We start from the raw sequence: 25,117 nt of genomic DNA, 5'->3' as shown, positions 1-25,117 counted from the left end.
CTGCCCATTATTGAAGGAAGAGTCTTATGTCCTCTTTTGCTGAAATGATCGAAAACATCACCCCGGATATCTACCAGAGCCTCAAGCTCGCCGTGGAAATCGGTAAATGGGCCGACGGCCGCAAGCTCACTGCCGAACAGCGCGAGCTGTCGTTGCAGGCCATGATCGCCTGGGAGCTGCAAAACCTGCCGGAAGACCAGCGCACCGGCTATATGGGCCCGCAGGAATGCCAATCGAAGTCGACCCCGGTGGAAAACATCCTGTTCAAGTCGGATGCCATCCATTGATTGAGATTGGCCGTGGTGCAGTCAGCAAGATGTCGGCGCAACTGGGTTCGCCGACCGTTCAATACGCTTTTCGCCTGGGCGACACCGAGGTGCCGGTCAACCCGTTGATTGGCACTCATATACGCCTGGAATACCTCGGTGCGATCCACTGCACCCATTGCGGACGCAAGACCAAGACCAGCTTCAGCCAGGGCTATTGCTACCCGTGCATGACCAAGCTGGCCCAGTGCGACCTGTGCATCATGAGTCCTGAGCGCTGCCATTTCGATGCCGGCACTTGCCGCGATCCGGCCTGGGGCGAGAAATTCTGCATGACCGACCATGTGGTGTACCTGGCAAACTCGTCGGGGATCAAGGTCGGCATCACCCGCGCCACCCAGTTGCCCACGCGCTGGCTGGACCAGGGCGCGAGCCAGGCATTGCCGATCATGCGCGTGGCCACGCGCCAGCAATCGGGCTTTGTCGAAGATGTGCTGCGCAGCCAGGTCGCCGACAAGACCAACTGGCGCGCCTTGCTCAAGGGCGACGCGGCAGCGGTAGACCTTGCGCAGGTACGCGACGAGCTGTTTGTCTCCTGCGCCGATGGCCTGCTGCAATTGCAGGAACGCTTTGGCCTGCAGGCCATCCAACCGGTAACCGATATCGAGCCCCTCGAAATCCGCTACCCGGTGGAGCAATATCCAGCCAAGATCGTCAGTTTCAACCTGGACAAGAACCCGATTGCCGAAGGCACGCTGCTGGGGATCAAGGGCCAATACCTGATCTTCGATACCGGCGTTATCAATATTCGTAAATACACGGCTTACCAGCTCGCCGTGCATCAGTAGAAGGATTTCACGCATGCGCACCGAACAACCGAAGATGATTTACCTGAAGGACTATCAGGCGCCCGAGTACCTGATCGACGAGACTCACCTGACCTTCGAGTTGTTCGAGGACCATAGCCTGGTCCACGCGCAGCTGGTGATGCGCCGCAACCCCCAGCGCGGCACCGGCCTGCCGCCGCTGGTGCTCGATGGCCAGCAGTTGGAACTGCTGAGCGTGGCCCTGGGTGACCAGGAACTGAGCGCCACCGACTACCAATTGAGCGACAGCCACCTGACGTTGCAGCCGACCAGTGACAGCTTCACGGTCGACACCAGCGTGCGCATCCACCCGCAAACCAACACCGCCCTGGAAGGCTTGTACAAGTCCGGTGGCATGTTCTGTACCCAATGCGAGGCCGAGGGCTTCCGCAAGATCACCTACTACCTTGACCGCCCGGACGTGATGAGCACGTTCACCACCACGGTGATCGCCGAGCAGCACAGCTATCCGGTGCTGCTGTCCAACGGCAACCCGATTGCCAGCGGCCCCGGCGAAGACGGTCGGCACTGGGCGACCTGGGAAGACCCGTTCAAGAAGCCGGCCTACCTGTTCGCCCTGGTGGCCGGCGACCTGTGGTGCGTCGAAGACACCTTCACCACCATGAGCCAGCGCACCGTCGCGCTGCGCATTTATGTCGAGCCGGAAAACATCGACAAGTGCCAGCACGCCATGAACAGCCTGAAGAAGTCCATGCGTTGGGATGAAGAGGTCTATGGTCGCGAATACGACCTGGATATCTTCATGATCGTCGCCGTCAACGACTTCAACATGGGCGCCATGGAAAACAAGGGCCTGAACATCTTCAACTCCAGCGCCGTGCTGGCCCGCGCCGAAACCGCGACCGACGCCGCGCACCAGCGGGTAGAAGCCATCGTCGCCCACGAATACTTCCACAACTGGTCGGGCAACCGCGTGACCTGCCGCGACTGGTTCCAGTTGTCGCTCAAGGAAGGCTTCACGGTGTTCCGCGATTCGCACTTCTCTGCGGATATGAACTCGGCCACCGTCAAGCGTATCCAGGATGTGGCCTACCTGCGCACCCACCAGTTCGCCGAAGATGCAGGGCCGATGGCCCACGCTGTGCGCCCGGACAGCTTTATCGAAATTTCCAACTTCTACACCCTGACCGTGTACGAAAAGGGTTCGGAAGTGGTCGGGATGATCCACACCTTGCTCGGCGCCGAGGGCTTTCGCAAAGGCAGTGACCTGTACTTTGAACGCCACGACGGCCAGGCCGTGACCTGTGATGACTTTATCAAGGCCATGGAAGACGCCAACGGTGCCGACCTGACCCAGTTCAAACGCTGGTATAGCCAGGCCGGCACGCCACGCCTGCTAGTGAGCGAGTCCTACGACGCTACCGCCAAGACCTACAGCCTGACCTTGCGCCAGAGCTGCCCGCAAACCCCGGACAACGTAGAAAAACTGCCATTCGTGATTCCGGTGGCCCTGGGCCTGCTGGACGCCAATGGGGCCGACCTGCCGTTGCGTCTGGCCGGTGAAGCGGCGGCGCAGGGCACTTCGCGAGTGTTGTCGGTGACTGAGGCCGAGCAGACGTTCACCTTCGTCGATATCCCTGAGCAACCCTTGCCGTCGCTGCTGCGTGGCTTCTCGGCGCCGGTGAAGCTGAGCTTCCCCTACAGCCGTGACCAGTTGATGTTCCTGATGCAGCACGACAGCGATGGCTTCAATCGCTGGGAAGCGGGTCAGCAACTGGCGGTGCAGGTGTTGCAGGACCTGATCGGCCAACACCAGCAGGGCCAGGCCCTGGTGCTGGATCAACGGCTGGTCAATGCGCTGCGCAGCGTGTTGAGCGACGAAAGCCTGGACCAGGCCATGGTCGCCGAAATGTTGTCGTTGCCGGGTGAAGCCTACCTGACCGAAATCAGCGAAGTGGCTGACGTCGATGCGATCCACGCCGCCCGCGAGTTTGCGCGCAAGCAGTTGGCCGATAACCTGTTCGAAGGCCTGTGGCTGCGCTACCAGGCCAACCGCGACCTGTCGCGCAACACGCCTTACGTGGCCTCGGCCGAGCACTTCGCGCGCCGCGCCCTGCAGAACATCGCGCTGTCGTACCTGATGCTCAGCGGCAAGCCCGAAGTACTGGCGGCGACCCTGGAGCAGTTCGACGCGTGTGACAACATGACCGAACGCCTGACGGCATTGGCGGTGCTGGTCAACTCGCCGTTCGATGCCGAGAAGGCCAAGGCCCTGCAAGTGTTTGCCGAGAACTTCAAGGACAACCCCCTGGTCATGGACCAATGGTTCAGCGTCCAGGCCGGGAGCGTGTTGCCGGGCGGGCTTGCACGGGTCAAGGCCCTGATGCAGCACCCGGCGTTCAATATCAAGAACCCGAACAAGGTGCGCGCGCTGGTCGGCGCCTTTGCCGGGCAGAACCTGATCAACTTCCATGCAGCCGATGGCTCGGGCTATCGCTTCCTGGCGGACCTGGTGATCGAGCTGAATGCCTTCAACCCGCAGATCGCCTCGCGGCAGTTGGCGCCACTGACCCGCTGGCGCAAATACAACAGCGCCCGTCAGGCGCTGATGAAGGCTGAGCTGGAGCGCATCCGTGGTTCGGGCGAGCTGTCCAGCGATGTGTTCGAGGTGGTCAGCAAAAGCCTCGCATGACGGCCGACTCACCACTGGCCGCCTACCAGCGGGCCCTGGCCGATGGTTTTGTGGCAGACGACGCGCAACGCCGGGCGGTCGAGGCGTTGCAGGCCTGCCATGGGGCATTGCACCAGGGCGCCGATGCACCGGTCACCGGCGTTTATCTGTGGGGGCCGGTGGGGCGGGGCAAGACCTGGCTGATGGATCAGTTCCATCAGAGCCTGCGGGTGCCCGCGCGGCGCCAGCACTTCCATCACTTCATGGGCTGGGTCCATCAACGTCTGTTCCAGTTGACCGGCACCCCGGACCCTTTGCAGGCCCTGGCCCGCGAGTTGGCCGGGGACGTGCGGGTGCTGTGTTTCGACGAGCTGTTCGTCAATGACATTGGTGACGCGATCATCCTCGGGCGCCTGTTCCAGGTGATGTTCGACGAAGGGGTGGTAATGGTCTGCACCTCCAACCAGCCGCCCGGGCAGTTGTACGCCGACGGTTTCAACCGCGAACGCTTCATGCCGGCTATCGAGGCGATTGAGGCCCATATGCAGGTGGTGGCGGTAGACGGCAGTGAGGATCACCGCTTGCATCCGGGCACCGCCGAGCAGCGCTACTGGGTCGATCAACCACAAGCATTGGCTACGGTTTTCCAGCGTCTGAGCGCTGGACAAGCCTGCAGCGAGGCGCCGGTTATGGTCGGTTCGCGGCGCATTGTTACGGTGCAGTCCAGCGAAACGGTGTTGTGGTGCCGCTACGCTGATCTGTGCGAACAACCGCTGGCGGCCATGGATTTCATGCAGCTGTGTGATCGCTATAGCGCCATATTGCTCGGCGAAGTGCCCGGGCTGAGCGCCTCGACACGTCCTGGGCGGATTGCCCGTGGTACCGAGGATGGTGCCCAGCGCGTGGAGGCGGGCGACCGCGAGCTGCCGGCGTTGTCGGTGCACGATGACAGTGTGCGCCGGTTTATCGCCCTGGTGGATGAGTGCTACGACCGCAAGGTCCCGCTGTACATCGAAGCGAGGGTGCCCTTGGCCGAGTTGTACACCGAGGGTTACCTGGAGTTTGCGTTCCGCCGCACCCTCAGCCGTTTGCAAGAAATGCAGTTGCAACGCTTTGGTCAGTAGTGGCCATTGGCCCACTGACACAATCATTTGCCTGATGGCTTTTTCCCGCGCCAAGTTGTAGTTAATCTCCTTCATCTAACCCCTACACCCCGCTTACAATCGAGCTTTTGCGGGGAGCTCATCCCTGCCGGGCAGTTATCGAGGAAGGAAATGGAAGCCGCAGAAATATTGGTGCTGCAAGCCAGCTACAGCAACTCCGTGCACGCCGAGGCCATTGGCCTGTTGCTCAACCACTATGCACAAGACCCCATGGGCGGTGGCCATGCCCTGTCCGCCGACCTGCTGCAACAATTGCCGGCGGAATTGGCCAAGCGTCCCCATGCCTTCAGCGTGCTGGCCTTTGTTGGCGGCGAGCCGGCCGGGCTTGTTAACTGTTTTGAAGGGTTTTCGACCTTTGCCTGCCGGCCGCTGGTCAACGTGCATGATGTGGTGGTCAAGGAACCGTTCCGAGGCCTGGGCCTGAGCCAGAAAATGCTGCAAAAGGTCGAGGAAATCGCCCGCCAGCGCGGTTGCTGCAAGATCACCCTGGAAGTGCTGGAAGGTAATCCAGTGGCGCAGGCGTCGTACCGCAAGTTCGGCTTCGATGACTCGATCTTCGACCCAGCCCATGGCCGCATGCTGTTCTGGAGCAAGGCCCTCTAAATCCTCAGGTCGTTCCCGCGCTCCCCTTGGGAAGGTTCGACCAGGCAAAAAAAAGCGCCCTGTACAGGGCGCCAAATTGACCTTCACCACCAGAGCATAATGGTGCCGGGTATTACTCGTGCATCAGCCTTTGGGTTGCTCAGCATCCCGCGTGTGTTGGGTGGACCCGGATTCAGCACCCTTGGCGTCGGCAGCCGCCGTCTGTTCGGTGTCGTTGTGGATTTGTTTCTGGGTGAAGCTGAAATTATCGAAGTGCTCCTTCACGCGCTCAGCGCCGCCTTCGGCGAAGGCGGCAGCGGAGGTCAGGCCCAGCAGGCCAGCAAGCATCAAGGTTGAAAGTTTCATCGCAGGTATTCCCATTAAAAGTGATCGTGTCTGCACCGTCCCTGGTCAGATTTATGGGAATAGTCTGTAGGAAGCTAATTAAGTGGGGGTTAACGTCAAGCACATCCAAAGTTAACCGCAGGGGTTAACTCTGGACGGGGTGCGGGTCGTTTACTTCTGGACCACACTCCGGGGTGCAGTACTGGCTTTGGGCTTGATCAGGCTGAAGTCGATCAAGGCCTTCTGTGAACGCTGGTAGGGATCGCCGATCAGCAATGGCCGTGGCTTGAAGCTGTCGCTGACCAGGCTGCGGCTGCGGTCCAGTTCGTCGAAACTCAAGCCGGCCAGGTCGGCCCAGGTATGAATCAACTGCGAGCTGCTGTAGGGCCGTTGTATATCGCCCTGCATGTTCCAGTCGTGGGTGGCGCGCCACTTTGGCGAGGCCCAGGTCATGAAGGGGATGGTGTACATCGGGGCTGTCGGCTTGCCCTCGTTGCGGCCCAGGGTGTCATGGCCCGCCGAGTCGAACACATCCTCGCCGTGGTCGGAGAGGTACAGCAGGAAACCATTGGGGTCGGTCTTGGCGTAGTCCTTGATCAGGCTCGACACCACGAAGTCGTTGTAGCGCACTGCGTTGTCATAGCTGTTGTAGGTCGGCAGCTGGTCGTCACTGACCGCGTCCGGGACACCCTGGCGGTCGGTAAAGGTGTCGAAGCTTGGCGGGTAGCGGTACTGATAGCTCATATGGGTACCCAGCAGGTGCACCACGATCAGCTTGCGCTCGGCCTTGTCGGCCAGGGCCTTGGAGAACGGCTCCAGCACGTCGCCATCGTACTGGCGGGCGTTCTGGTTACGGTTGTTGTTGAGGTACACCTGCTCGTCGGCCTGTTCGGAGAACGTGGTGAGCATGGTGTTGCGCTTGGTCATGGTCTGCTGGTTGGTGATCCAGAAGGTCTTGTAGCCGGCCTGTTCCATCATGCTGACGATGGAAGGGGTCTTCAGATACAGATCCGGATTGTCTTCATCGGCAAAGGTCAGTACCTGTTGCAGCGCCTCGATGGTGTAGGGGCGCGGGGTGATGACGTTGTCGAACACATCCAATTGGTCACGCAGCTTGTCCAGCTCCGGCGTGGTCTTGCGCGGGTAGCCGTAGAGGCTCATGCGCTGCCGGTTGGTGGACTCGCCGATCACCAGCACCAGGGTCGACGGTTGGCCGGCCATGCTGTCCTTGAAGTTGCTCAGGGGCGGGATCTTGCTGACGTTGTCGAGCATGCCCTGCATGTTGTTCAACTGCTGGGTGTAGCGGCGATAGGCAACAATCATCTGCCACGGCACGGCAGGTTCGACTCGGGTTTCGAAGCCATCGATGGCCCGTTCCAGGGTGTCGTTGGTGGCAATCTGCTTGACCAGCGGATAGCCGACAATCGCCAGCACAATGGCCGTCGCCGCGACCATTGCCCGGCCCCGGGGCAGGTAGACCGGGCGCACACGGGTCCAGAGGAAGACGGCCAGGGCGGTGTGGGCAATAAAGGCCAGCACGATCCACCAGGCAAAGTATTGCGTTGCATACTCGCCGGCTTCAGAGATGTTCGACTCGAACATGATGAAGATGACGCTCTGGGAAAATTCCTGCTGGTAAATAAAGAAGTAGCCCAGGCTGGCCATGGAACAGGCCCACAGCACCACACCGATCAGCGCGGCGAGTAGCCGGGCGCGACGCGGGAACAGCAGCATGGGTGCCAACCACAGCGCACTCATGAAGAACGCCTGGCGGAAACCACTGAAGCCCGAGGTGCCGGTCAGTTGGATCAGCAGTTGGGTAATACCGGAGAAATACCAGAAAAACAGGAACATCCAGCCCAGGCCGGCCCAATCAAACCCTTTTGCAGACTTCGTGCTCGCCATGCAGCGCTCCAACCCGATAATTGCCGCCGCCCATGCGTGAGGCGGCGTTCTGGCGCAGGATTATCGGGATGGGCGGGTGAAAAGTTTGTGAGTTGGACCCGGGGTTCAGCAGGTAATGGCTTGGTTTGCCAACTGAGCCTGCAACTGCGCCCGCAGACGGATCACTTCCTGCTGCAACTGCTCGCGTTCGTCTTTCAGCTGGCGCAATTCGTCACGGCGGACGGTGACGTAGAGGGTCTGTGGCGGGCGTGTCATCTGTGCTGTGCGCATTGCTTACCTCGCAAATAGCCGGTGTATCGCGGTGCCAGAGCGCTTGAGTCGAGGCCCTCGGCAGGAGTCAGGGGCGATTCTGATTTCTTTTTGGGCTCAAGGGAACTTTTTTATTTTTCAGGGTCGCTGTGACTTTTCAGCCAGTGATGGTGAAACGATGGCCTCTTTTTGTGATGAAACTAGTGCGATTGGCGCCGGACTAATTCGTCATTGCGCTATAAACTGTGTCACACATTTTTATTTGTAGTTGGGAGCATCAATACATGCAACTGGGGATTATCGGACTAGGCCGCATGGGCGGGAATATTGCGCGCCGCTTGATGCTCAATGGGCATACCACCGTGGTCTACGACCGCAATGAAGCATTCGTCAAAGGCTTGAGTGAAGAGGGCGCGACCGGCGTTGCCGATCTGCCTGCCCTGGTCGCGGGCCTGCAAAAGCCGCGGGCTGTCTGGGTCATGTTACCGGCGGGCGAGCCCACCGAAACCACGATCAACGACCTGAGCGAACTGATGGAACCCGGCGATGTGATCATCGACGGCGGCAACACCTTCTATAAAGATGACGTACGTCGCGGCAAGGCCCTGGCGGAAAAAGGCCTGCACTACATCGACGTCGGCACTTCCGGTGGCGTGTGGGGCCTGGAGCGCGGTTACTGCATGATGATTGGCGGCGACGCCGAGACCGTCAAGCATCTGGATCCGATCTTCGCCACCCTCGCGCCGGGCCTGGGCGATATCCCGCGCACCAAGGACCGTACCGCTACCGACGACCGCGCCGAACGTGGCTATATCCACGCCGGCCCTGCCGGTTCCGGGCACTTCGTGAAGATGATCCACAACGGCATCGAGTACGGCATGATGCAGGCGTTTGCCGAAGGCTTTGACATCCTCAAGACCAAGAACTCGGAAAACCTGCCGCCAGAGCAGCGTTTTGACCTGAACGTGGCCGATATCGCCGAAGTCTGGCGTCGCGGCAGCGTTGTGTCCTCCTGGCTGCTCGACCTCACAGCCGATGCCCTGGCGACCGACCCCAAGCTCGACGGTTACTCCGGTTCCGTGGCCGACAGCGGCGAAGGGCGCTGGACCATCGAAGCGGCCATGGAGCAATCGGTACCGGTACCGGTGCTGTCCAACTCGTTGTTCGCCCGGTTCCGCTCGCGCCAGCAAAGCACTTACGGTGACAAGCTGCTGTCGGCCATGCGCTTCGGCTTTGGCGGCCATGTGGAGACTTCCAAAAAATGACGGCCACCGGCAAGAAACCCAAGGCCGAACCCGCTCCACCCACTACCTTGTTCCTGTTCGGCGCCCATGGCGACCTGGTCAAGCGCCTGCTGATGCCGGCGCTGTACAACCTCGGTCGCGATGGCTTGCTGGGTGAGGGGCTGCGGATTGTCGGGGTGGATCACAACGCTATCAGCGATGCAGACTTCGCCAAGAAACTCGAAGACTTCATCCGCACCGAAGCGGCGAGCAAGGTCAAGGGGAATGCCGAACATGCACTGGACCCACAGTTGTGGGCCCAGTTGGCCAAGGGCATCAGCTACGTGCAGGGCGATTTTCTCGATGACGGCACCTATGCCGACATTGCCAGCAAAATCGCCGACAGCGGCACGGGCAACGCGGTGTTCTACCTGGCCACCGCGCCGCGCTTCTTCAGTGAAGTGGTGCAGCGCCTGGGCCGGGCCAACCTGCTGGAGGAAACCCCCGGGGCTTTCCGCCGCGTGGTCATCGAAAAGCCGTTCGGCTCCGACCTGGTCACCGCCGAGGCGCTCAACGCCTGTCTGCTCAAGGTCATGACTGAGAAGCAGATCTATCGCATCGACCATTACCTGGGCAAGGAAACGGTGCAGAACATTCTGATCAGCCGTTTCTCCAACGTGCTGTTCGAGGCGTTCTGGAACAACCACTACATTGACCACGTGCAGATCACCGCTGCCGAAACGGTCGGTGTGGAAACCCGGGGCAGTTTCTTCGAAAACACCGGCACCCTGCGCGATATGGTGCCCAACCACCTGTTCCAGTTGCTGGCGATGATTGCCATGGAACCGCCGGCAGCCTTTGGCGCCGATGCGGTGCGTGGCGAGAAGGCCAAGGTGATCGGGGCCGTGCGCCCCTGGTCGCTGGAGGATGCACGGGCCAACTCGGTGCGCGGCCAGTACACCGCCGGCGAGATCGGCGGCAAGGCGCTGCCGGGCTATCGGCAGGAGGCCAATGTGGCCCCGGACAGCAGCACCGAAACCTTCGTTGCGCTCAAGGTGATGATTGATAACTGGCGTTGGGTCGGCGTGCCGTTCTACCTGCGCACCGGCAAGCGCATGAGCGTGCGCGATACCGAAATCGTTATCTGCTTCAAACCAGCGCCCTATGCCCAGTTTCGCGATACCGAAGTCGACGAGGTCAAGCCGACGTACCTGAAAATCCAGATCCAGCCCAATGAAGGCATGTGGTTCGACCTGCTGGCGAAAAAGCCCGGGCCGACCCTGGACATGGCCAACATCCAGCTGGGTTTTGCCTACAAGGACTTCTTCGAGATGCAGCCTTCCACCGGCTACGAGACGCTGATCTATGATTGCCTGACCGGCGATCAGACCCTGTTCCAGCGTGCCGATAACATCGAAAACGGCTGGCGTGCGGTGCAACCGTTTCTCGATGCCTGGCAGAAGGACGATGGCATCCAGGCCTACAAGGCCGGGGAAGATGGCCCAGCGGCAGCGGATGCGTTGCTGGCCCGTGATGGCCGTGCCTGGCATAGCCTCGGATGAGTGAGGAGACGATTCACCCCATCCGTTTTTTGTTGAGTGATATGGACGGCACCTTGTTGCTGCCCGATCACAGCCTCAGCCAGCGCACCATCGCTGCCGTGCGGGCGCTGCGCGAAGCCGGGGTGTTTTTCAGCCTGGCCACCGGGCGGCCGCCGAGGGCGATGTTGCAGCAGATCGAAGCCCTGGGCGTCGATGTACCCACGGCGGGATTCAACGGCGGCACCCTGGTGAACCCGGATGGCAGCATTCTGGTGGCCCACCACTTGCCGGCAGAGGCGGCGCTGATCACCCTGGCACTGTTGTGCGACCAGCCGGAGGTGGAAATCTGGGTGTTTGCCGATGGTGAGTGGCTGCTGCGTGACCCCTCGGGCCCCATGGTGCCTCGGGAGCAGCATGGCCTCGGTTATGCGCCGGTCGTGGTGGAGAGTTTCGAGCCGTTTCTGGGGCGGATCGACAAGATCGTCGCCGCCAGCGCCAATGCACAGTTGCTGGTCGAGCTGGAAGCGCGCTTGCAGCCCAAGGTTGCAGGCTTGGCTCAGGTTTCGCGTTCGCAGCCGGTCTATCTCGATATCACCGCAATGAAGGCCAACAAGGGCGATGCCCTGAAAACCCTGGCTGCGCACCTTGGGGTGGCGCTGGAGCAGACGGCAGCCATCGGCGATGGTGGCAATGATCCGGCGATGTTTGAAGTGGCCGGGTTGTCGATTGCCATGGGGCAGGCAGAAGAGGTGGTCAAACGTCAGGCCAACCTGGTCACCGGCAGCAATGTCGAGGACGGTGCTGCCGAAGCCATTGAACGGTTGATCCTTCACCGCCAGTAACTGAAGGCTCACTGGAAGATCAAGTGATCATGCCATGGCTGCTATATAAAGAAGGGCGCTACGAAAGTTGCAGGCACGCAAAACCCGTGGCGAGGGTCGAACTCACTCGCCACGGGTTTAATAGTTTTAACAAGTTGCAGCCAATATAAGAAGCGACGGTATGTCGCAGTAGCTGCGTTAACTTACTTGGGCATTGCCCAGGACTGTAGCTGATAGCCTTCGCCATTGAGTTCGGCGCGGGCTTGCAGCAGCAGGGTTTCCAATTGTTTTGGATCGGAATAAGTGCTGCAAGGAATCTGTTTGCGCCCGATGCGGTTTTCGGTGCGGTCGATCACGGTCAGGCTCAGCTCGCCAGTGCCGTCTTGTGGGGCCCAGGCCACGCAGTGAAAGGGTTGGAAAGCACGGTCTGCGATCAGAAGAGCTTCGTTGATACGGAGCGGGGCGTTCATGGGGTCTTCTCTCTAAGTGCCCAATCAAAAGATGTGCCGTCGGTTGGGCTTACCGTTCGGCTAGTACCTGTACTGATGCTCGATGACGGGGTACGGGTCACATGCTAAAACAAGAAAATTCAACTTTTCGTGATTAACGTCATGTAAGCGGCGCTTTTGAAAGGCCGGGAAAGATTCAAATCGCCGCACTAAAGCGGGTTGATCGCCAAATGCCGTATCCCGAGATCTTTTATCGCGAAACGATACAAGCGTAGTGTCAAGATCTTGCTAGGGTTATGAGCAGCTCGCCCAAACTGTTGTTTCTAAATAACTTTAATGTTTTTGACGCCAAGGAACAGTCATGGTTGTTACACCAGCCCTGCGTCGCTTGCTTGTGGTCGATCCCTGTGACGACTGCCACCAGTTATTGCCTGGTTTGCGGGCGGCTGGATGGGCAGTGGACAGCTGTGCCCTGGATGCCTTGGGCGATCGCACCTGTGACGTAGGATTATTGCGACTCCAGCCCAAACACCTGGAGCGACCCGAGGCGGTCAAGGAGCTGATCAGTCGCAGCGGTACCGAATGGATAGCCGTGCTCAGCCCCGAGATGCTGCGCCTGCAGAATGTCGGCGACTTTGTCTGTGAATGGTTTTTTGACTTCCATACCTTGCCGTTCGATGTGGCGCGCGTCCAGGTCACCCTGGGCCGGGCCTTTGGCATGGCGCGCTTGCGGGGTAAAGGCTGCGCCTATGTGGCCGAGCCCGAACATGAACTGTTGGGTGACAGCCGGCCAATCCGCGAACTGCGCAAACTGCTGGCGAAACTGGCCCCTACCGAGTCGCCGATTCTGATCCGTGGCGACAGCGGCACCGGCAAGGAACTGGTGGCCAAGACCTTGCACCGGCAATCCCAGCGGCACGCCAAGCCATTCGTGGCGATCAATTGCGGGGCTATTCCGGAACACCTGATCCAGTCCGAACTGTTTGGCCATGAAAAAGGTGCATTTACCGGCGCCCACCAACGCAAGATCGGGCGCATCGAAGCGGCCAATGGCGGCACCCTGTTCCTCGACGAGATCGGTGACCTGCCGATGGAGTTGCAAGCCAACCTGTTGCGCTTTCTCCAGGAAAAACATATCGAGCGTGTCGGTGGCAGCCAGCCGATCCCGGTGGATGTCAGGGTGTTGGCCGCGACACACGTCGATCTGGAAGCGGCCATCGAAAAGGGCACCTTCCGCGAAGACTTGTACTACCGGCTCAATGTCCTGCAAGTGCTCACCGCACCGCTGCGTGAGCGCCATGGCGATGTGGGGATGCTGGCCAATCATTTTTCCCGGTTCTACAGCCAGGAAACCGGGCGCCGTCCGCGCAGTTTCAGCGAGGACGCGCTGCTCGCCATGGGCAAGCATGGTTGGCCGGGCAATGTGCGCGAACTGGCCAACCGGGTGCGGCGCGGTCTGGTCCTGGCCGAAGGGCGGCAAATCGAAGCGGCCGACCTGGGTTTGCAAAGCCAAAAGGCAATCGCGCTGCCCATGGCTACACTAGAAGACTATAAGCACCGCGCCGAACGCCAGGCGCTGTGCGATGTGCTGAACCGCCACAGCGACAACCTGAGTGTTGCCGCCCGGGTCCTGGGGGTTTCCCGGCCCACCTTCTACCGGTTACTGCACAAACACCAGATCCGCTAGGGCGGGTAAAAAAAGCCCCGTCGCGACCCTTATCGCGGCGGGGCTTTTCCTTATCTCAAACTCGCCATTCCCTGTAGGCGCGTTTAGAAGTAGTACGGAAATTTCAGGCTGAAGGTGAAGTCCGGCGCGTCATCTGTCATGCCGATGGCCAGGTTGGGCACGATGGTCAGGTTTTCGCTGGCGGCAATGGTCATGCCGACGTTGAAGTAGCCCGCGTTGGCGTCACTGGACACAATCGACTGCCAGTCGCCACCGTCGGGTTTGAGCTTACTCTTGCGCTGGATCAGGTCAGACACCGAGAACGACATACTCATACGCTCGTTCAAGGCAAATGCCACGCCGACACCGAACTGGAAGCTGTCGCCCAGGCGTACCTTGCCGCCGACTTTTTCGTTGACCGTGGAGCTGATGTCGTCAAACGAATCTTCGAAGTTGTGGGTGTAGGAGAGCGAGCCGAACAGCACGGCCGGATCGAAGGTCTTGACCAGGGAAATCCCCGGGGTCACCGACCATACGCCATTGCCGGTTGGCAGGTTCTCCGGCACATAGAGGTTGGTGTTGGACGGCGAGCGTACCAGCTTGATACCGAACGGCTCCTTGCCGGTCGGCGCCTTGACCCGTACCGAGAGTACGGCGTCCGGCAGGGTGGGGGATTCATCGAGGAACTTGTAGGCAACCCCGAAGTTGACGTCGCCGATGGTCGGGTCGCGACTGACCGACTCCTCTGAAGTCGCTGTTCCCGCGCCACCATTGGCGCCCCCGGACTGATAGGTCGATTCGCGGTACACCACGGGGACGTTGACGTCGAACTGCCAACGGTTATCGACGTTGTAGCGGCCCGTCATGTCCAGGGTCCAGTTATCCGCCTTGATGCGATCCAGGTTGATATTGCCGAGGAAGATCGAGTCCAGTGCCAGGAAACCATTGAGGGTCAATTGCCGGGCATCGTAGCGAGCGTAGGTAATGCCCGTCTCAAAGCTGAACTTGCCATTGCCAAAGAACCCGCTGGCCTCGTTATAGAGGTTGCTGACACTCTGTGCCGGCGCCGAATCATCCTTGAGGGCCTGCCCATAGGAGCTGCCGGTTGCACCGCCGGTGCCACTGGCGGCCACCGTACTGCCGCTTTGCTTGAAATCTGCAGGTGACTTGGCCAGGCGCTTGGGCGCGGGTACTGCGGGCTGGTCCTCGACCTGGCGCACCCGTTGCTCCAGGACCGCCAGGGCTTTTTGCTGTACTTCGTAGCGTTGCTTGAGTTCCAGCAGTTCCTGTTTGAGGGTTTCGATATCGGCGTCTGGCGCTGCGTACAACAAACTCGCCGGCAAGAGCGTACTTAAACAAACAACGGCGCGTAGCGATAACGTTCGATGCATGAAATAAGCCGTCCTTTTCTAATGCGTAAGTGTCGAGGGTCAGCGTAGTTCAATAACCGAGAGTGCGTAGACCCTTGAGTTGGTCCAGGTTGCAGTTCAGTGCCACGTTGTTTAGTCCGTTGCTACCGAGCACGACATTCAGTTGGGTCATGTTATTAACGAAGTTGCTATTGCCTTGCAGAATCGTGCCTTGCAGCACATTGCCGCCGCCGATCTGCTGCACGGCGCTGCCCTGATTATGGTTGGCCTGAATCGCCATCTGCAGGCCGCCGTTATTGGCAGAAACACTCACCTTGCCAGCGGCGCTATTACCAGAGATCGAACCGCCGGCGACCAGTACCTGGCCCGACTGCACCAGATTGGCGGGCGCCAGGCCGTTCTCACTGACATTGATCCCGACGTTGTTATAGGCCGTATTGCCATCGCCCGCGGCGCGTACGGTTTGTGTCACGCCGGCGCCGGTACCCAGTCCGGAGCCGCCGATGACCGTACCGGTACCCGTGGGGCGGTCGCTGCCCTTGCCGGTCTCGCCAGTGGTCTGCACATAGAACTGCGGCGTGATGGTGGAGGAGTCGATCTGCATGTTGGCCTTGACGGTGCTGGTATCGCCTGCAGCGTTGGTCCAGGTGGTGCTCATCACAATACCGAAGCTGACAATCCGCCCCGGCATGACGAAGCGGCCGCGCAGTTCGGCCAGTTCAGCGTCATTTATTTCAATCGGCTTGAACGCCGAGGCTGCATAAGCGGGCATTGAGGCTGCCAGGCACAGGACCGTCAGCCAACGGTAAGTGTTCATCATCTGCTCCCGGAGCTTCCTGCTCCTTATGGCGCTTCTAGAAGAAGTCGCTCTGGATGAAACCGAAGTCCATCAGCTCGGCGTCGCCCACGGGCCGGAACTCGTTCATTTTGCCCTTGGCGGTCAACGGGATCGGCGGATCGAGCAGGGCGTTGGCCTTGTCGTAGCCTTCACCCAGCACCGCAAACACGATGCCGTTCCATCCGGCGAGGAAGTCGTCCCGCGAGTAGCGTTTGTTACCCAGTACCGGGTCGCCGATATAGATCCAGTCTTTCTCTGCGCGCTGCATCACCACAAAGTGCTTGTAGCCACGGATATCCAGGAGCACCACCACCGGAATCTTCACCGTTGTCAGGGTGTCCGCCCCGATCTTGTAGCCCCTGGCCCGCATGCCAATGCTTTCGAGGTAGCGCTTCATGTCCAGCATGGAAAAGCCCTGGGTGCGTACCAGGTCCTGGTCGGCGTTGACCAGCATGCCCTTGATGACGTGTTCTTCGTCAACATCCAGCCAGTAGCCCTGGCGCAGGATGGTGGCGAGTGCTGCGGCACCGCAGCTGAAATCGGTTTTCTGTTCCACCAGGTTGGCGAACCGTCGCTCGCGGATGCTCTCGACCTTCTTGAAAATCACCGCACCGCCGGGCATGGCGGAAATCGCCATTTGCCCTGCCCAGGAAGGGCCGGTGAGGATTAACAGCAGGCACAGGGTCGCGAGGCGCATGATCGAATGACCGGGTGGACACGGGAATAGAAAAGGGCCTTGTTGCCAAGGCCCTCTGCGTCAGGTCAGAAGCGTACGCCGCTGCCAGCTGCGCACTGGGTGCAACCGCTGCCCAGGGACAGGGAGTTGGATTGCTGGTTGCCAGAACCCGCGGACACGTTGATTCCGATGTTGCCGGAAGCATTGTTACCCGAGTGGTTGATGGAGGCATCGTTGTTGACGTAGGTCTTGCCCCAGTTGCCGTAGCCTTTGCCAGCCGAAGCAGTGTTGAGGAAGGTGTTGTTCAACGATTCCTGGCTGGTGACGGCCGCAGCGCCAATGTTTTTGCCGTCTGAGGTTACGATTGCCAGGTTGTTTTTCTGCTGGTTGCCTTGGCCTGCGGTGACGTTGACACCCACGTTACCCGAGCTGTTGTTCGCCGAGTTGTTCAGCGAAGCATCGTTTTGCGTGCCTTTGTTGGTGAACTTGTTGTCTTTGGATGTTTGCTCGACGTCTACGATCGCGAAAACCGCCAGGGCATCCTTGGCAGCACTGCTGGTGATGGCTGCGCTGTTGTCTTGTTGGTTACCGCTGCCTGCGGCAACGTTGGCGCCCAGGTTACCGTCGCTGTTGTTCAGCGACTGGTTGGCCGAGGCGTCGTTGTTGGTTTTGGTGTCGTCGAACTTGTTGTCTTTGCTCAGTTGAGAGTCGGTCACAACCGCTGCAACGGTGCCGCTAGGGGCAGGGGTTGGCGTCCACTTGTTTTCGTTACCCGCTTGTGCAGCAACAGCCATGAGCGCAGCCAGAGCAAAAACCAGTGGTTTGAGAGCCATTGTAGGTTTCATGGTGTATCTCCTTGCTTCTAATTAGTTGGTTAAGTGTTGGTACGGCCTAACAAACACCTATCAAGCAGTTACTTGATAGTGATACCGAGGGTGTTAGCCATGCGGTTCCCCACCCCTGCACTCTGATTCACCTGTACCACTCCACGGCTGCCGGTGAAGGCCTGGTCGCTGGTAACGACCTGGCGGCTGCCAGTGGTAGAGGAGGATCGGGAGTCTGGTAGCAGCGTCATGTTCTGTTGCGACAGGACGCTGTCATCAATGCTTTGCGGGCCTGGGTTGATGCTGATCCGCACCGCATTGATTGTCTGGTTGTTGGCCCCGGCCGACTGGTTGACGCCCAGTACACCGTTGCCATTGCTGAAAGATGAACCCTGGATTGCCGCGCTGGCATTCAGGGACGGGTCGACCTGGCCATCGAGCCGCTGCACCAGTACGTCAGTGGATTGGCCACCGACCGTAATCGCACGGCTATTGATCTGCTGTTGCTGGTTGCCAGCGGCCTGGTTGATGGAAGCGACGCCGCTGTACTGCTGGCCTGAGCTGTCGATAAGTGCGTTGTTATTGCTGTCTGCCATCGCGGCGCAGCTACCCAGCACGGCGAGCATCAGCCACGAGCGCTTCATTGCTGGCCTCCCATCAGGCTGCCGATGTTGTTCAGCGGGGCCATGCCACGCTCAATCGTCCCGCTGATCTGTCCGCCCAGGCTGCTGCCACCGCTATGGCCCGCAGCCGCGCCGGCACCCAGCCCGGAGGCGCTGCTGCCATGGGTGGTGCTCAAGCCAGGGAGGGTGCCATTGGGCAGGATGGATCGAGTGATGCTGGAACCACTGCTGACCCCTGCGAAGTCGTTGTCGCTGAGTTCGCCGTTAGTCGTCGAGCGTAGAATCTGCGCGCCAGGATTGGCATTGGCCGTAGTGGGATAAGGATCCGGTCCGAAGGAAGAACGCCCGGCCATATGGCCTTGGACGTTGCGCCCGGTAACGATGACGCCGTTTTCGGCGAGGGCGGGCACGCTCACACTGGCGCTGAGTACACAGCTGATCAGCAGGAGGCTCAGTGAGCCTTGATTGAGAGTTGCCACGGCATCATTCCTTGTTCTGTGACGCTGACCCTAAACAGCGCTGTAAGGAATAGAGCAGGAGCTGTGCCGCTTTTTATATTGACTTGTTTTTCAATGGCTTGGGGCTTCTGGCGGGGCGGGCGTAGGGCGAGGTGTATCAGGCCTGAGACGGGACATCGGGGAATGACCGGTACCTGGCATAAGCAGACTGGGGGGAAGAGGGTGTTTCAGCAATGCAACACTATTGATGACGAACCGATGAATCCACAGCCAGAGGGGCGTTGCGCGGTGATGGGTGTTTCAAAAGTGGACAGTGCGGCGCGCACAGTTGCCCGGCAATGCACGCCGTGCTGCCTTGGCGAAGGTCAGGTCTTGGGGACTTTGCGCGGTATCGAGTTGAGGACGGTGTTGCCATCCTGGTTCTGGGTCAGGTAGACCGGCAGTACCTTGGGCAGGGACGACACCAGGTGGGTGACTTCATGGATATCGTAGATCCCGCCAATACGGATATTGCCGGTACCGGTATCGGCCAGCATCACCGGTTTGCTCAGGTAACGGTTGATCAGGGGCAGGGCATCCACCAGTGCCAGGTTGTCGAGGATCAACTTGCCGGTGCGCCAGGCCAGCGCCGGATCATGGGGGTTGAATGCCTGTAGCTGTGGTTGCGCATCGCCCCCGTGGTAACTGGCCTGCATTCCGGGAGTGAGGCTCACGCCGCTGTGGCTGGCATCGCTGCTGATCTTCACCGAACCCTCCAGCAACATGACCCGCACCTGGTCGTCGTATTTCCAGACGTTGAACTGGGTGCCTGTCACTCGGATCTGCCCGGTACCGGCGCGCACCACAAACGGGTGTTCGCGGTCATGGCTGACCTTAAAGAACGCTTCACCTTTTTTCAGGGTGGCCCGGCGCTCATCTTTATAGTTGCTGTAGACCAGCTCGGTACCCAGGTTCAGTTCCACTTCGCTGCCATCGGCCAGGGTCACCTGGCGCAAGCCGCCTTCGGCGAGGTAATGCTCATAGGAACTGGGCAGCCAACCCGCTTCCCAGCCCGTGAAAGCGGCCAGGGGCAGGGCCATCAACGAGATGGCGGCAGCCACTGCATAGGTGCGCCAGCGGCTGGGTGGCGGGACCTGCACCGGGGGCGGGGAGGGCACGTTGCTGCGTGGCAAATGGTCGGCCACATCCCAGATTTCCAGCATGGCCGCATATTCGAAAGCATGCAGGGGATGCGCGTCGTGCCACTCTTCGAACGCTTGGCGTTCGGCCGCCGTGCAATCAAAAGCATGCAGGCGCATACACCAATGCGCGGCAGCATCGGTGACGGCGTCATATTCGGCTTCTGAAAGGGGCTGCTGGGTCATTGGTGCTTCCTGATTTCCTACATTCTAACCTTCCGGGCAGGGTGCCGAGAACAGCCATCATGGCGAATGAGCATCAATGTGGAACTAAATCGTCCTGCAAACACCCTAAAAATCTGGATCTGTAAGTCATTCTCTATAACGGAGTAAGAAAATGCTGAAGAAAACCCTCACTGCCATGCTTGCCACTGCCACTTTGCTCGGTGCAGGCGCCGCCCTGGCCGACAAGCCGGGAGCCGGCTGGATTACCATCGAGAAAGCCATTGAAACCGCCAAGACCAAGGCCGGTTACATTGAGGTCTACCAGGCCGAAGCGGACGACAACGGTTACTGGGAAGTAAAAGGTCGCAAGGCGGACGGTGTTGTCTATGAGGTCCGCATCGACGGTGCTTCGGGCAATGTGTTGCGTGACCAGAAAGACTGACCCCCACCGGATCAGTTCATCGAATCCCTTCGATTGAAGGCGTCGGGTCCCACTGACGTCCCGGGCGACTGATCATGAGCGCCGCCGAGTCAACATTCGCTTGCCAGGCGGCGAACTCAGCACATAGACGGAACCGTCGAGCACCCGCTTGACGGTTTCCCATCGTGCCTTTACGGCCTTTTTCCCATGGTGTGCTAACGCTCTCCGGCAGTGCCCGGCGTTTGTTAAATAGCGCTGAAGCCGCGTCGGTGGTTGACAGCCCACTTGTCGCGCGTTGTTAATCAACGAGCGAAATCCAGCAGGCTGTTGCCCCCTCCAATAACAATTCCGGAGCTTCAGATGTCAGCCACACCCACCACTGCCGTGACTACTTCAATTGGCTTCACTGAGCTTGTGACGCTGCTCAAGGATATTTTCAGCCGGCATGGCGCCTCGCCTGAGGTTGCCCGCGTATTGGCCGACAACTGCGCCCGCGCCGAGCAGGATGGGGCGCACAGCCACGGGGTGTTTCGCATACCGGGCTATGTCTCGACCCTGGACAGCGGCTGGGTCAACGGCCAGGCGGTGCCAGTGGTCGAGGATGTGGCCTCGGGTTTCGTGCGTGTAGACGCCGCCAATGGTTTTGCCCAGCTGGCCCTGGCCGCCGCGCGCCCGTTATTGGTGGCCAAGGCCCGCAGCGCCGGTATCGCGGTACTGGCGATCCGTAACTCCCATCACTTTGCCGCGTTATGGCCGGATGTCGAACCGTTTGCCGAAGAAGGTCTGGTGGCCCTCAGCGTGGTCAATAGCATGACTTGCGTGGTGCCACATGGCGCCGATCGCCCGCTGTTCGGCACCAACCCCATCGCGTTCGCCGCACCACGTGCCGATGGGCCGCCGATTGTGTTTGACCTGGCCACCAGCGCCATCGCCCATGGCGATGTGCAGATTGCCGCCCGTCAGGGTGAGCGTGTGCCGCCGGGCACTGGGGTCGACAGCCTGGGGCAGCCGACCCAGGACCCCAGGGCGATTCTTGAAGGCGGCGCGCTGTTGCCGTTTGGCGGGCACAAGGGGTCGGCGTTGTCGATGATGGTGGAGTTGCTGGCGGCGGCCCTGACCGGGGGGAATTTCTCGTTTGAATTCGACTGGTCGAACCACCCGGGCGCCAAGACTCCCTGGACCGGCCAGCTACTGATTGTGATCGACCCCAGTAAAACCGCGGGGCAGGATTTTGCCCAGCGCAGCCAGGAACTGGTGCGACAGATGCATGCGGCAGGGTTGCGGCGCTTGCCCGGCGACCGGCGTCATCGCACACGGGCCAAGGCAGAACGGGAGGGGATTATGCTCGATGGGGACGAACTGGCCCGGTTGCGCGAATTAGCGCGGGGCTGAAGGGCGGTGCGGGCTGACCCGCACCGGCCCAGGCATCCATCAGTTGCGACGGCCCAGCAGCAGGCCAACCACCAGGCCGAAGCCGGCGGAAATGGCTACGGTCTGCCAAGGGTGGCCACCGATATAGGTTTCGGTGGCATCCACCACCGGCTTGCTGCGCTCACGCACGTTGGACACCGAATCCAGGGCTTGCTTGAGTTTGATCGCGACCTGCTCGCGCAGGGTTTCACCTTCTTCTCCCACCAGCGACGCGCTGCTCTTGAGCAGTTTGTCGGACTCTTCGATCAGGGCCTGGAGTTCGCTGAACGCCTGGTCCTTGATTTGCTCTTCGACAGCTTGGGCGGCGGTTTTACGGGCCATTGAGTAGCTCCTTGCGGGTAAGTGGGCAGTGAACAATGGAGTCTTGCAGCAGGCTAAAAGTTGCAGTTTTTTTTCGCCCGGCATCGGGCCGATGAAAAATCCGAATTCGGACCTTTCGACCTACAGTGTAAGATGTCACCTATTTGTGCAGCAGGTAAATCCACATGAGCTTCAATCTGGCCAACAAGCCCCTCGCCGAGCGCGCCGCGCTTGAAGATGAAAAGTCCCGTCTGTATGACCTGTGGCAAAGCAACCTGGGCAAGGCCAAGGGCGAGGGCGCACGGTTGTTTGGCGAGCGCGCCAAACGCAAGGGGAAATGGGCCGAATGGGTGCGTTCCGAGCTGGACGGCATGTCACCGCCGGAATTTGCCAACATGGTGCGCAGTGAAGTCAATCGCCTGATGGCCGCCAAGTAAGCACGGGCTGATCGGTGCCTACAGGGGGTGTTTCAGCCATTCTTCGCGGGTGATTTCCCAGATGTCCTTGGGGAACGCCCCCTCCACGAATTGCCCTTCTTCCGTGCGGATCAAGCGCATCCCGGTTTTTTCGGAAAGCCTGCGTGAGCCCAGGTTAGGCGCTGCCTTGGGCACCCGCAGCACGGGGCGCCCAAGCACCGTGAACCAATACGCGGTCACTGCCGCGCTGGCTTCGCTCATCAATCCCTGGCCCTGCCATTGCGGCCCGAGCCAGAAGCCCCGATTGTTGTCCTGCTCATCCATCAGGCTCACATTGCCGATCAACTGCCCGGGGGCCTCGCGCAGGCGGATCGACCAATGCCACTCGCGGCCCTGGGCCATGGCAGGCAAGACCACCTGTTCCAGGTAACTGCGCGCACCATCGGCCGGGTAGGGCCAGGGCACCAGGGCATTGAGGTAGCGCACCACTTCCCAGTGGGGAAACTGCTGCTGTATGCCCTCGGCGTCGTCCAGGGTCAGCGGTTGCAGGATCAGGCGTTCGGTGTACAGAGTGGGCAAGGTGTCCATGCTATTTACCAGGTCACGGTGTTGGGCAGGTCCAGGGTGCCACGATCGACAAAGCGCATCGTGCCAAACAACCCGCCCGCCAGCTTGCCGCGCAATACATAGGGCAGGTTGTTCAAACGCTGGGTCTGGCTCAGGCCCAGGGTCTGACGCAACACCGAAAACGCTGAAACGCTGACCGGGACGGTCAGAACGGTCTCGGAAAAGCGCGGGATGGATCCCTGTTGATCACTCACCCCAGCCGCCAGCGGCCGGCCATTGACCTCCAGGTCCAGCGCCACGCCGTTGTAGTCGATCGCGGTTTCGTTGGGGTTCTGCACCCGCAACTTGACCGCGAAGCGCACTTCCAGATCCTGGCTTTGCAGCGGCTCGATTCCCACCACATTGATATGCAGCGGGTCGCGGTTGGGGAACAAAGCGCAGGCGCTCAGGCTGAGCAATATCAGAGACAGGGTCAGGCCGATCAATCTGCGCATAAGGGTTCCTATTTCGTGGGTTCCGGATCCTGCATGACCTTGAGGGTAGAGGCTTCCGGGTCAAATTCATCTTCTTCCAGCTCTATGAACTCTTCAGGCAGGAAAATGTTCAGCAGGATCGCACAGAAGGCACCGACGGTAATCGGCGACTCGAAGATGTTGTGCAAGGCCTTGGGCAGCTCGCGCAGCACTTCCGGTACTGCCGCCACGCCCAGGCCCATCCCCAAGGAAATCGCCACAATCAGCACATTGCGCCGATGCAGGCCGGCTTCGGCAAGGATCTTGATCCCGGCCACCGCCACCGTGCCGAACATGATCAGGGTCGCGCCACCCAGCACCGGCTTGGGCATCAATTGCAGCACCGCGCCAATCATCGGAAACAGACCCAGCAATACCAGCAGCCCGGCAATGAAATACGCCACATAGCGGCTGGCCACGCCGGTCAACTGGATCACCCCGTTGTTCTGGGCGAAGGTCACCATCGGCAGGCTATTGAAAGTGGCGGCCATTACCGAGTTCAGGCCATCGGCCAGCAGGCCGGACTTGATGCGCTTGATATACAGCGGGCCCTTGACCGGTTGCTGGGAAATCATCGAGTTGGCGGTCAGGTCGCCGGCTGCTTCCAGGGGGGAAATCAGGAAGATCACCGCAACCGGAATAAACGCCACCCAGTCGAACGAGAACCCGTACTTGAACGGCACCGGCACGCTGACCAGCGGTACCTGGGGCAATGCCGCCAGATCGACACGCCCCAGCCACCAGGCCACCACAAAACCCAGGGTCAGGCCGATGACAATCGAGCCCAAACGCAGGAACGGGTTATTGAAGCGGTTAAGTACCACGATAGTCAGCAACACCAGGGCCGCCAGCCCCATATTGCCGGCCGCGCCCAGGTCTGCCGCGCCATAGCCGCCGGCCATGTCGGTCACGGCGACCTTGATCAGCGATAGCCCCATCAAGGTGATGATGGTGCCGGTGACCACCGGCGTGATCAGCTTGCGCAACTTGCCGATGAACTGGCTGAGCACCACTTCGATAAATGCGGCAAAAAAGCAGATGCCAAAGATCGTTGAGAGAATTTCATCGGTACCGCCGCCCCGGGCCTTGACCATGAAGCCGGCACTGAGGATCACGCTGATAAACGAGAAGCTCGTGCCTTGCAGGCACAGCAAGCCCGAACCCACGGGGCCGAAGCGCCGCGCCTGGACAAACGTGCCCAGGCCGGAGACGAACAGCGCCATGCTGACCAGGTAGGGCACTTCGCTTTCCAGGCCCAGCACACCACCGACGATCAGGGTCGGGGTAATGATCCCGACGAAGCTGGCGAGCACGTGCTGCAGGGCGGCAAATACCGCAGCGGTGAAGTGCGGGCGGTCTTCCAGACCGTAGATCAGGTCCGATTTATAACGGGGGCGGGGGGCTTGAGCGTCAGACAAGATACGTGCTCGGGTCAGAAAATGGACGCGCAGGATGCCAGAAAGCGTCCACTGTCAAAAGTGTGAAAAAATATTTCTCCAAGCCCCGCAAAAAAACCTCAAGTCTGCCGATACCTCCTATAGGCCCACACAACCTTTATAACAGTGGCGCCGAACCGTTATCTCCGCGCGTTGACGCTGAGTGACCGTGTCGCGGCAAGGACGCTCGCAGC

27 protein-coding genes are annotated in these 25,117 nt (G+C 60.1%); 12 read left to right on the top strand and 15 right to left on the bottom strand.

Annotated features, from left to right (window positions below):
• Positions 1-26 precede the first annotated feature (26 nt).
• The 5 genes from K1X80_RS15025 (at position 27) to K1X80_RS15005 (ending at position 5,530) form a co-directional block, all read left to right on the top strand.
• Positions 27-287, top strand: coding sequence for a YeaC family protein (locus K1X80_RS15025; RefSeq protein WP_057436741.1), 261 nt, complete (start codon positions 27-29; stop codon positions 285-287).
• Positions 284-1,114, top strand: a complete 831-nt coding sequence (locus tag K1X80_RS15020; protein WP_057436738.1) for a DUF2797 domain-containing protein — start codon at positions 284-286, stop codon at positions 1,112-1,114. The genes K1X80_RS15025 and K1X80_RS15020 overlap by 4 nt, the downstream gene beginning before the upstream one ends.
• A 13-nt stretch (positions 1,115-1,127) precedes the next feature.
• Positions 1,128-3,785 carry an aminopeptidase N gene (pepN, locus tag K1X80_RS15015; RefSeq protein WP_220172253.1) on the top strand — a complete coding sequence of 886 codons (2,658 nt, stop codon included), beginning with the start codon at positions 1,128-1,130 and terminating at the stop codon, positions 3,783-3,785.
• Positions 3,782-4,888: a cell division protein ZapE gene (gene zapE / locus K1X80_RS15010; RefSeq protein WP_120733214.1), complete on the top strand. Its 1,107-nt coding sequence runs from the start codon at positions 3,782-3,784 to the stop codon at positions 4,886-4,888. Before pepN ends, zapE begins: the two co-directional genes overlap by 4 nt.
• Before the next feature lie 150 nt (positions 4,889-5,038).
• Entirely contained in the window at positions 5,039-5,530 is a 492-nt protein-coding gene (locus K1X80_RS15005) for a GNAT family N-acetyltransferase (protein WP_057436733.1), read from the top strand.
• 123 nt (positions 5,531-5,653) lie between these two features.
• On the opposite strand, the gene K1X80_RS15000 is transcribed toward K1X80_RS15005, so the two are convergent.
• The 3 genes from K1X80_RS15000 to K1X80_RS14990 all read right to left on the bottom strand — a co-directional run bounded on the left by K1X80_RS15000 (position 5,654) and on the right by K1X80_RS14990 (position 8,014).
• Positions 5,654-5,875: a hypothetical protein gene (locus K1X80_RS15000; RefSeq protein ID WP_057959422.1), complete on the bottom strand. Its 222-nt coding sequence runs from the start codon at positions 5,873-5,875 to the stop codon at positions 5,654-5,656.
• A gap of 150 nt (positions 5,876-6,025) precedes the next feature.
• Positions 6,026-7,759 (bottom strand): phosphoethanolamine transferase CptA, encoded by a 1,734-nt coding sequence (locus tag K1X80_RS14995; RefSeq protein ID WP_220172252.1) that lies wholly within the window; start codon positions 7,757-7,759, stop codon positions 6,026-6,028.
• Between the two features lie 105 nt (positions 7,760-7,864).
• Entirely contained in the window at positions 7,865-8,014 is a 150-nt protein-coding gene (locus tag K1X80_RS14990; RefSeq protein ID WP_220172963.1) for a DUF6026 family protein, read from the bottom strand.
• Between the two features lie 278 nt (positions 8,015-8,292).
• Between K1X80_RS14990 and gnd the strand changes: the two genes are divergently transcribed.
• From gnd to K1X80_RS14975, 3 genes are read left to right on the top strand one after another with little or no spacing between them, the layout of a single operon-like run.
• The gene (gene gnd / locus K1X80_RS14985; protein ID WP_057959424.1) at positions 8,293-9,273 is read left to right on the top strand and encodes a phosphogluconate dehydrogenase (NAD(+)-dependent, decarboxylating); all 981 of its coding nucleotides are present in this window, start codon (positions 8,293-8,295) and stop codon (positions 9,271-9,273) included.
• Positions 9,270-10,793 (top strand): glucose-6-phosphate dehydrogenase, encoded by a 1,524-nt coding sequence (gene zwf / locus K1X80_RS14980; protein ID WP_057959425.1) that lies wholly within the window; start codon positions 9,270-9,272, stop codon positions 10,791-10,793. Before gnd ends, zwf begins: the two co-directional genes overlap by 4 nt.
• Complete coding sequence (locus K1X80_RS14975) at positions 10,790-11,614, top strand: Cof-type HAD-IIB family hydrolase (RefSeq protein ID WP_057959426.1); 825 nt, start codon at positions 10,790-10,792, stop codon at positions 11,612-11,614. The genes zwf and K1X80_RS14975 overlap by 4 nt, the downstream gene beginning before the upstream one ends.
• A 182-nt stretch (positions 11,615-11,796) precedes the next feature.
• On the opposite strand, the gene K1X80_RS14970 is transcribed toward K1X80_RS14975, so the two are convergent.
• Positions 11,797-12,063, bottom strand: a complete 267-nt coding sequence (locus K1X80_RS14970; RefSeq protein ID WP_032861167.1) for a hypothetical protein — start codon at positions 12,061-12,063, stop codon at positions 11,797-11,799.
• A gap of 340 nt (positions 12,064-12,403) precedes the next feature.
• On the opposite strand from K1X80_RS14970, the gene K1X80_RS14965 reads away from it, so the two are divergent.
• Positions 12,404-13,729: a sigma-54 dependent transcriptional regulator gene (locus K1X80_RS14965; RefSeq protein WP_057959427.1), complete on the top strand. Its 1,326-nt coding sequence runs from the start codon at positions 12,404-12,406 to the stop codon at positions 13,727-13,729.
• A gap of 83 nt (positions 13,730-13,812) precedes the next feature.
• Here the strand turns inward: K1X80_RS14965 and K1X80_RS14960 are convergent, their stop codons facing one another.
• The 7 genes from K1X80_RS14960 to K1X80_RS14930 all read right to left on the bottom strand — a co-directional run bounded on the left by K1X80_RS14960 (position 13,813) and on the right by K1X80_RS14930 (position 19,861).
• Positions 13,813-15,099 carry a hypothetical protein gene (locus K1X80_RS14960; RefSeq protein WP_120733208.1) on the bottom strand — a complete coding sequence of 429 codons (1,287 nt, stop codon included), beginning with the start codon at positions 15,097-15,099 and terminating at the stop codon, positions 13,813-13,815.
• 49 nt (positions 15,100-15,148) lie between these two features.
• A complete protein-coding gene (locus tag K1X80_RS14955; protein WP_057959429.1) occupies positions 15,149-15,895 on the bottom strand; it encodes a hypothetical protein in 747 nt (248 codons plus the stop codon).
• Positions 15,896-15,932: 37 nt separating this feature from the next.
• Entirely contained in the window at positions 15,933-16,613 is a 681-nt protein-coding gene (locus K1X80_RS14950) for a C39 family peptidase (protein ID WP_186625415.1), read from the bottom strand.
• Positions 16,614-16,678: 65 nt separating this feature from the next.
• Positions 16,679-17,437: a hypothetical protein gene (locus K1X80_RS14945; RefSeq protein ID WP_057959430.1), complete on the bottom strand. Its 759-nt coding sequence runs from the start codon at positions 17,435-17,437 to the stop codon at positions 16,679-16,681.
• 68 nt (positions 17,438-17,505) lie between these two features.
• Entirely contained in the window at positions 17,506-18,060 is a 555-nt protein-coding gene (locus K1X80_RS14940) for a hypothetical protein (protein ID WP_057436711.1), read from the bottom strand.
• The gene (locus K1X80_RS14935; protein WP_057959431.1) at positions 18,057-18,518 is read right to left on the bottom strand and encodes a hypothetical protein; all 462 of its coding nucleotides are present in this window, start codon (positions 18,516-18,518) and stop codon (positions 18,057-18,059) included. Before K1X80_RS14935 ends, K1X80_RS14940 begins: the two co-directional genes overlap by 4 nt.
• 344 nt (positions 18,519-18,862) lie before the next feature.
• Entirely contained in the window at positions 18,863-19,861 is a 999-nt protein-coding gene (locus K1X80_RS14930; RefSeq protein WP_057959432.1) for a FecR family protein, read from the bottom strand.
• A 151-nt stretch (positions 19,862-20,012) separates the two neighbouring features.
• Here K1X80_RS14930 and K1X80_RS14925 point away from each other — a divergent pair, with 151 nt between their 5' ends.
• Entirely contained in the window at positions 20,013-20,282 is a 270-nt protein-coding gene (locus tag K1X80_RS14925) for a PepSY domain-containing protein (RefSeq protein WP_057436705.1), read from the top strand.
• A 339-nt stretch (positions 20,283-20,621) separates the two neighbouring features.
• Positions 20,622-21,653: an Ldh family oxidoreductase gene (locus tag K1X80_RS14920; RefSeq protein WP_120733206.1), complete on the top strand. Its 1,032-nt coding sequence runs from the start codon at positions 20,622-20,624 to the stop codon at positions 21,651-21,653.
• Between the two features lie 39 nt (positions 21,654-21,692).
• Here the strand turns inward: K1X80_RS14920 and K1X80_RS14915 are convergent, their stop codons facing one another.
• Positions 21,693-22,013 carry a YqjD family protein gene (locus tag K1X80_RS14915; RefSeq protein WP_057436701.1) on the bottom strand — a complete coding sequence of 107 codons (321 nt, stop codon included), beginning with the start codon at positions 22,011-22,013 and terminating at the stop codon, positions 21,693-21,695.
• 164 nt (positions 22,014-22,177) lie between these two features.
• Between K1X80_RS14915 and K1X80_RS14910 the strand changes: the two genes are divergently transcribed.
• Positions 22,178-22,429, top strand: a complete 252-nt coding sequence (locus K1X80_RS14910) for a hypothetical protein (protein WP_038441493.1) — start codon at positions 22,178-22,180, stop codon at positions 22,427-22,429.
• 18 nt (positions 22,430-22,447) lie between these two features.
• Here K1X80_RS14910 and K1X80_RS14905 read toward each other — a convergent pair whose 3' ends face one another.
• From K1X80_RS14905 to K1X80_RS14895, 3 genes are read right to left on the bottom strand one after another with little or no spacing between them, the layout of a single operon-like run.
• Positions 22,448-22,996 (bottom strand): GNAT family N-acetyltransferase, encoded by a 549-nt coding sequence (locus K1X80_RS14905; RefSeq protein WP_120733204.1) that lies wholly within the window; start codon positions 22,994-22,996, stop codon positions 22,448-22,450.
• Positions 22,997-23,001: 5 nt separating this feature from the next.
• Positions 23,002-23,469, bottom strand: coding sequence for an LEA type 2 family protein (locus K1X80_RS14900; RefSeq protein WP_057959435.1), 468 nt, complete (start codon positions 23,467-23,469; stop codon positions 23,002-23,004).
• A gap of 8 nt (positions 23,470-23,477) precedes the next feature.
• Positions 23,478-24,905 carry a nucleobase:cation symporter-2 family protein gene (locus tag K1X80_RS14895; protein WP_057444103.1) on the bottom strand — a complete coding sequence of 476 codons (1,428 nt, stop codon included), beginning with the start codon at positions 24,903-24,905 and terminating at the stop codon, positions 23,478-23,480.
• Between the last annotated feature and the right edge of the window lie 212 nt (positions 24,906-25,117).

The sequence above is a fragment of the Pseudomonas sp. So3.2b genome (genome assembly GCF_019464415.1).
Classification (GTDB): domain Bacteria; phylum Pseudomonadota; class Gammaproteobacteria; order Pseudomonadales; family Pseudomonadaceae; genus Aquipseudomonas; species Aquipseudomonas shahriarae.
Note: the sequence above shows the minus strand (reverse complement) of the source record. Positions and strands in the feature narration are given on the sequence as shown.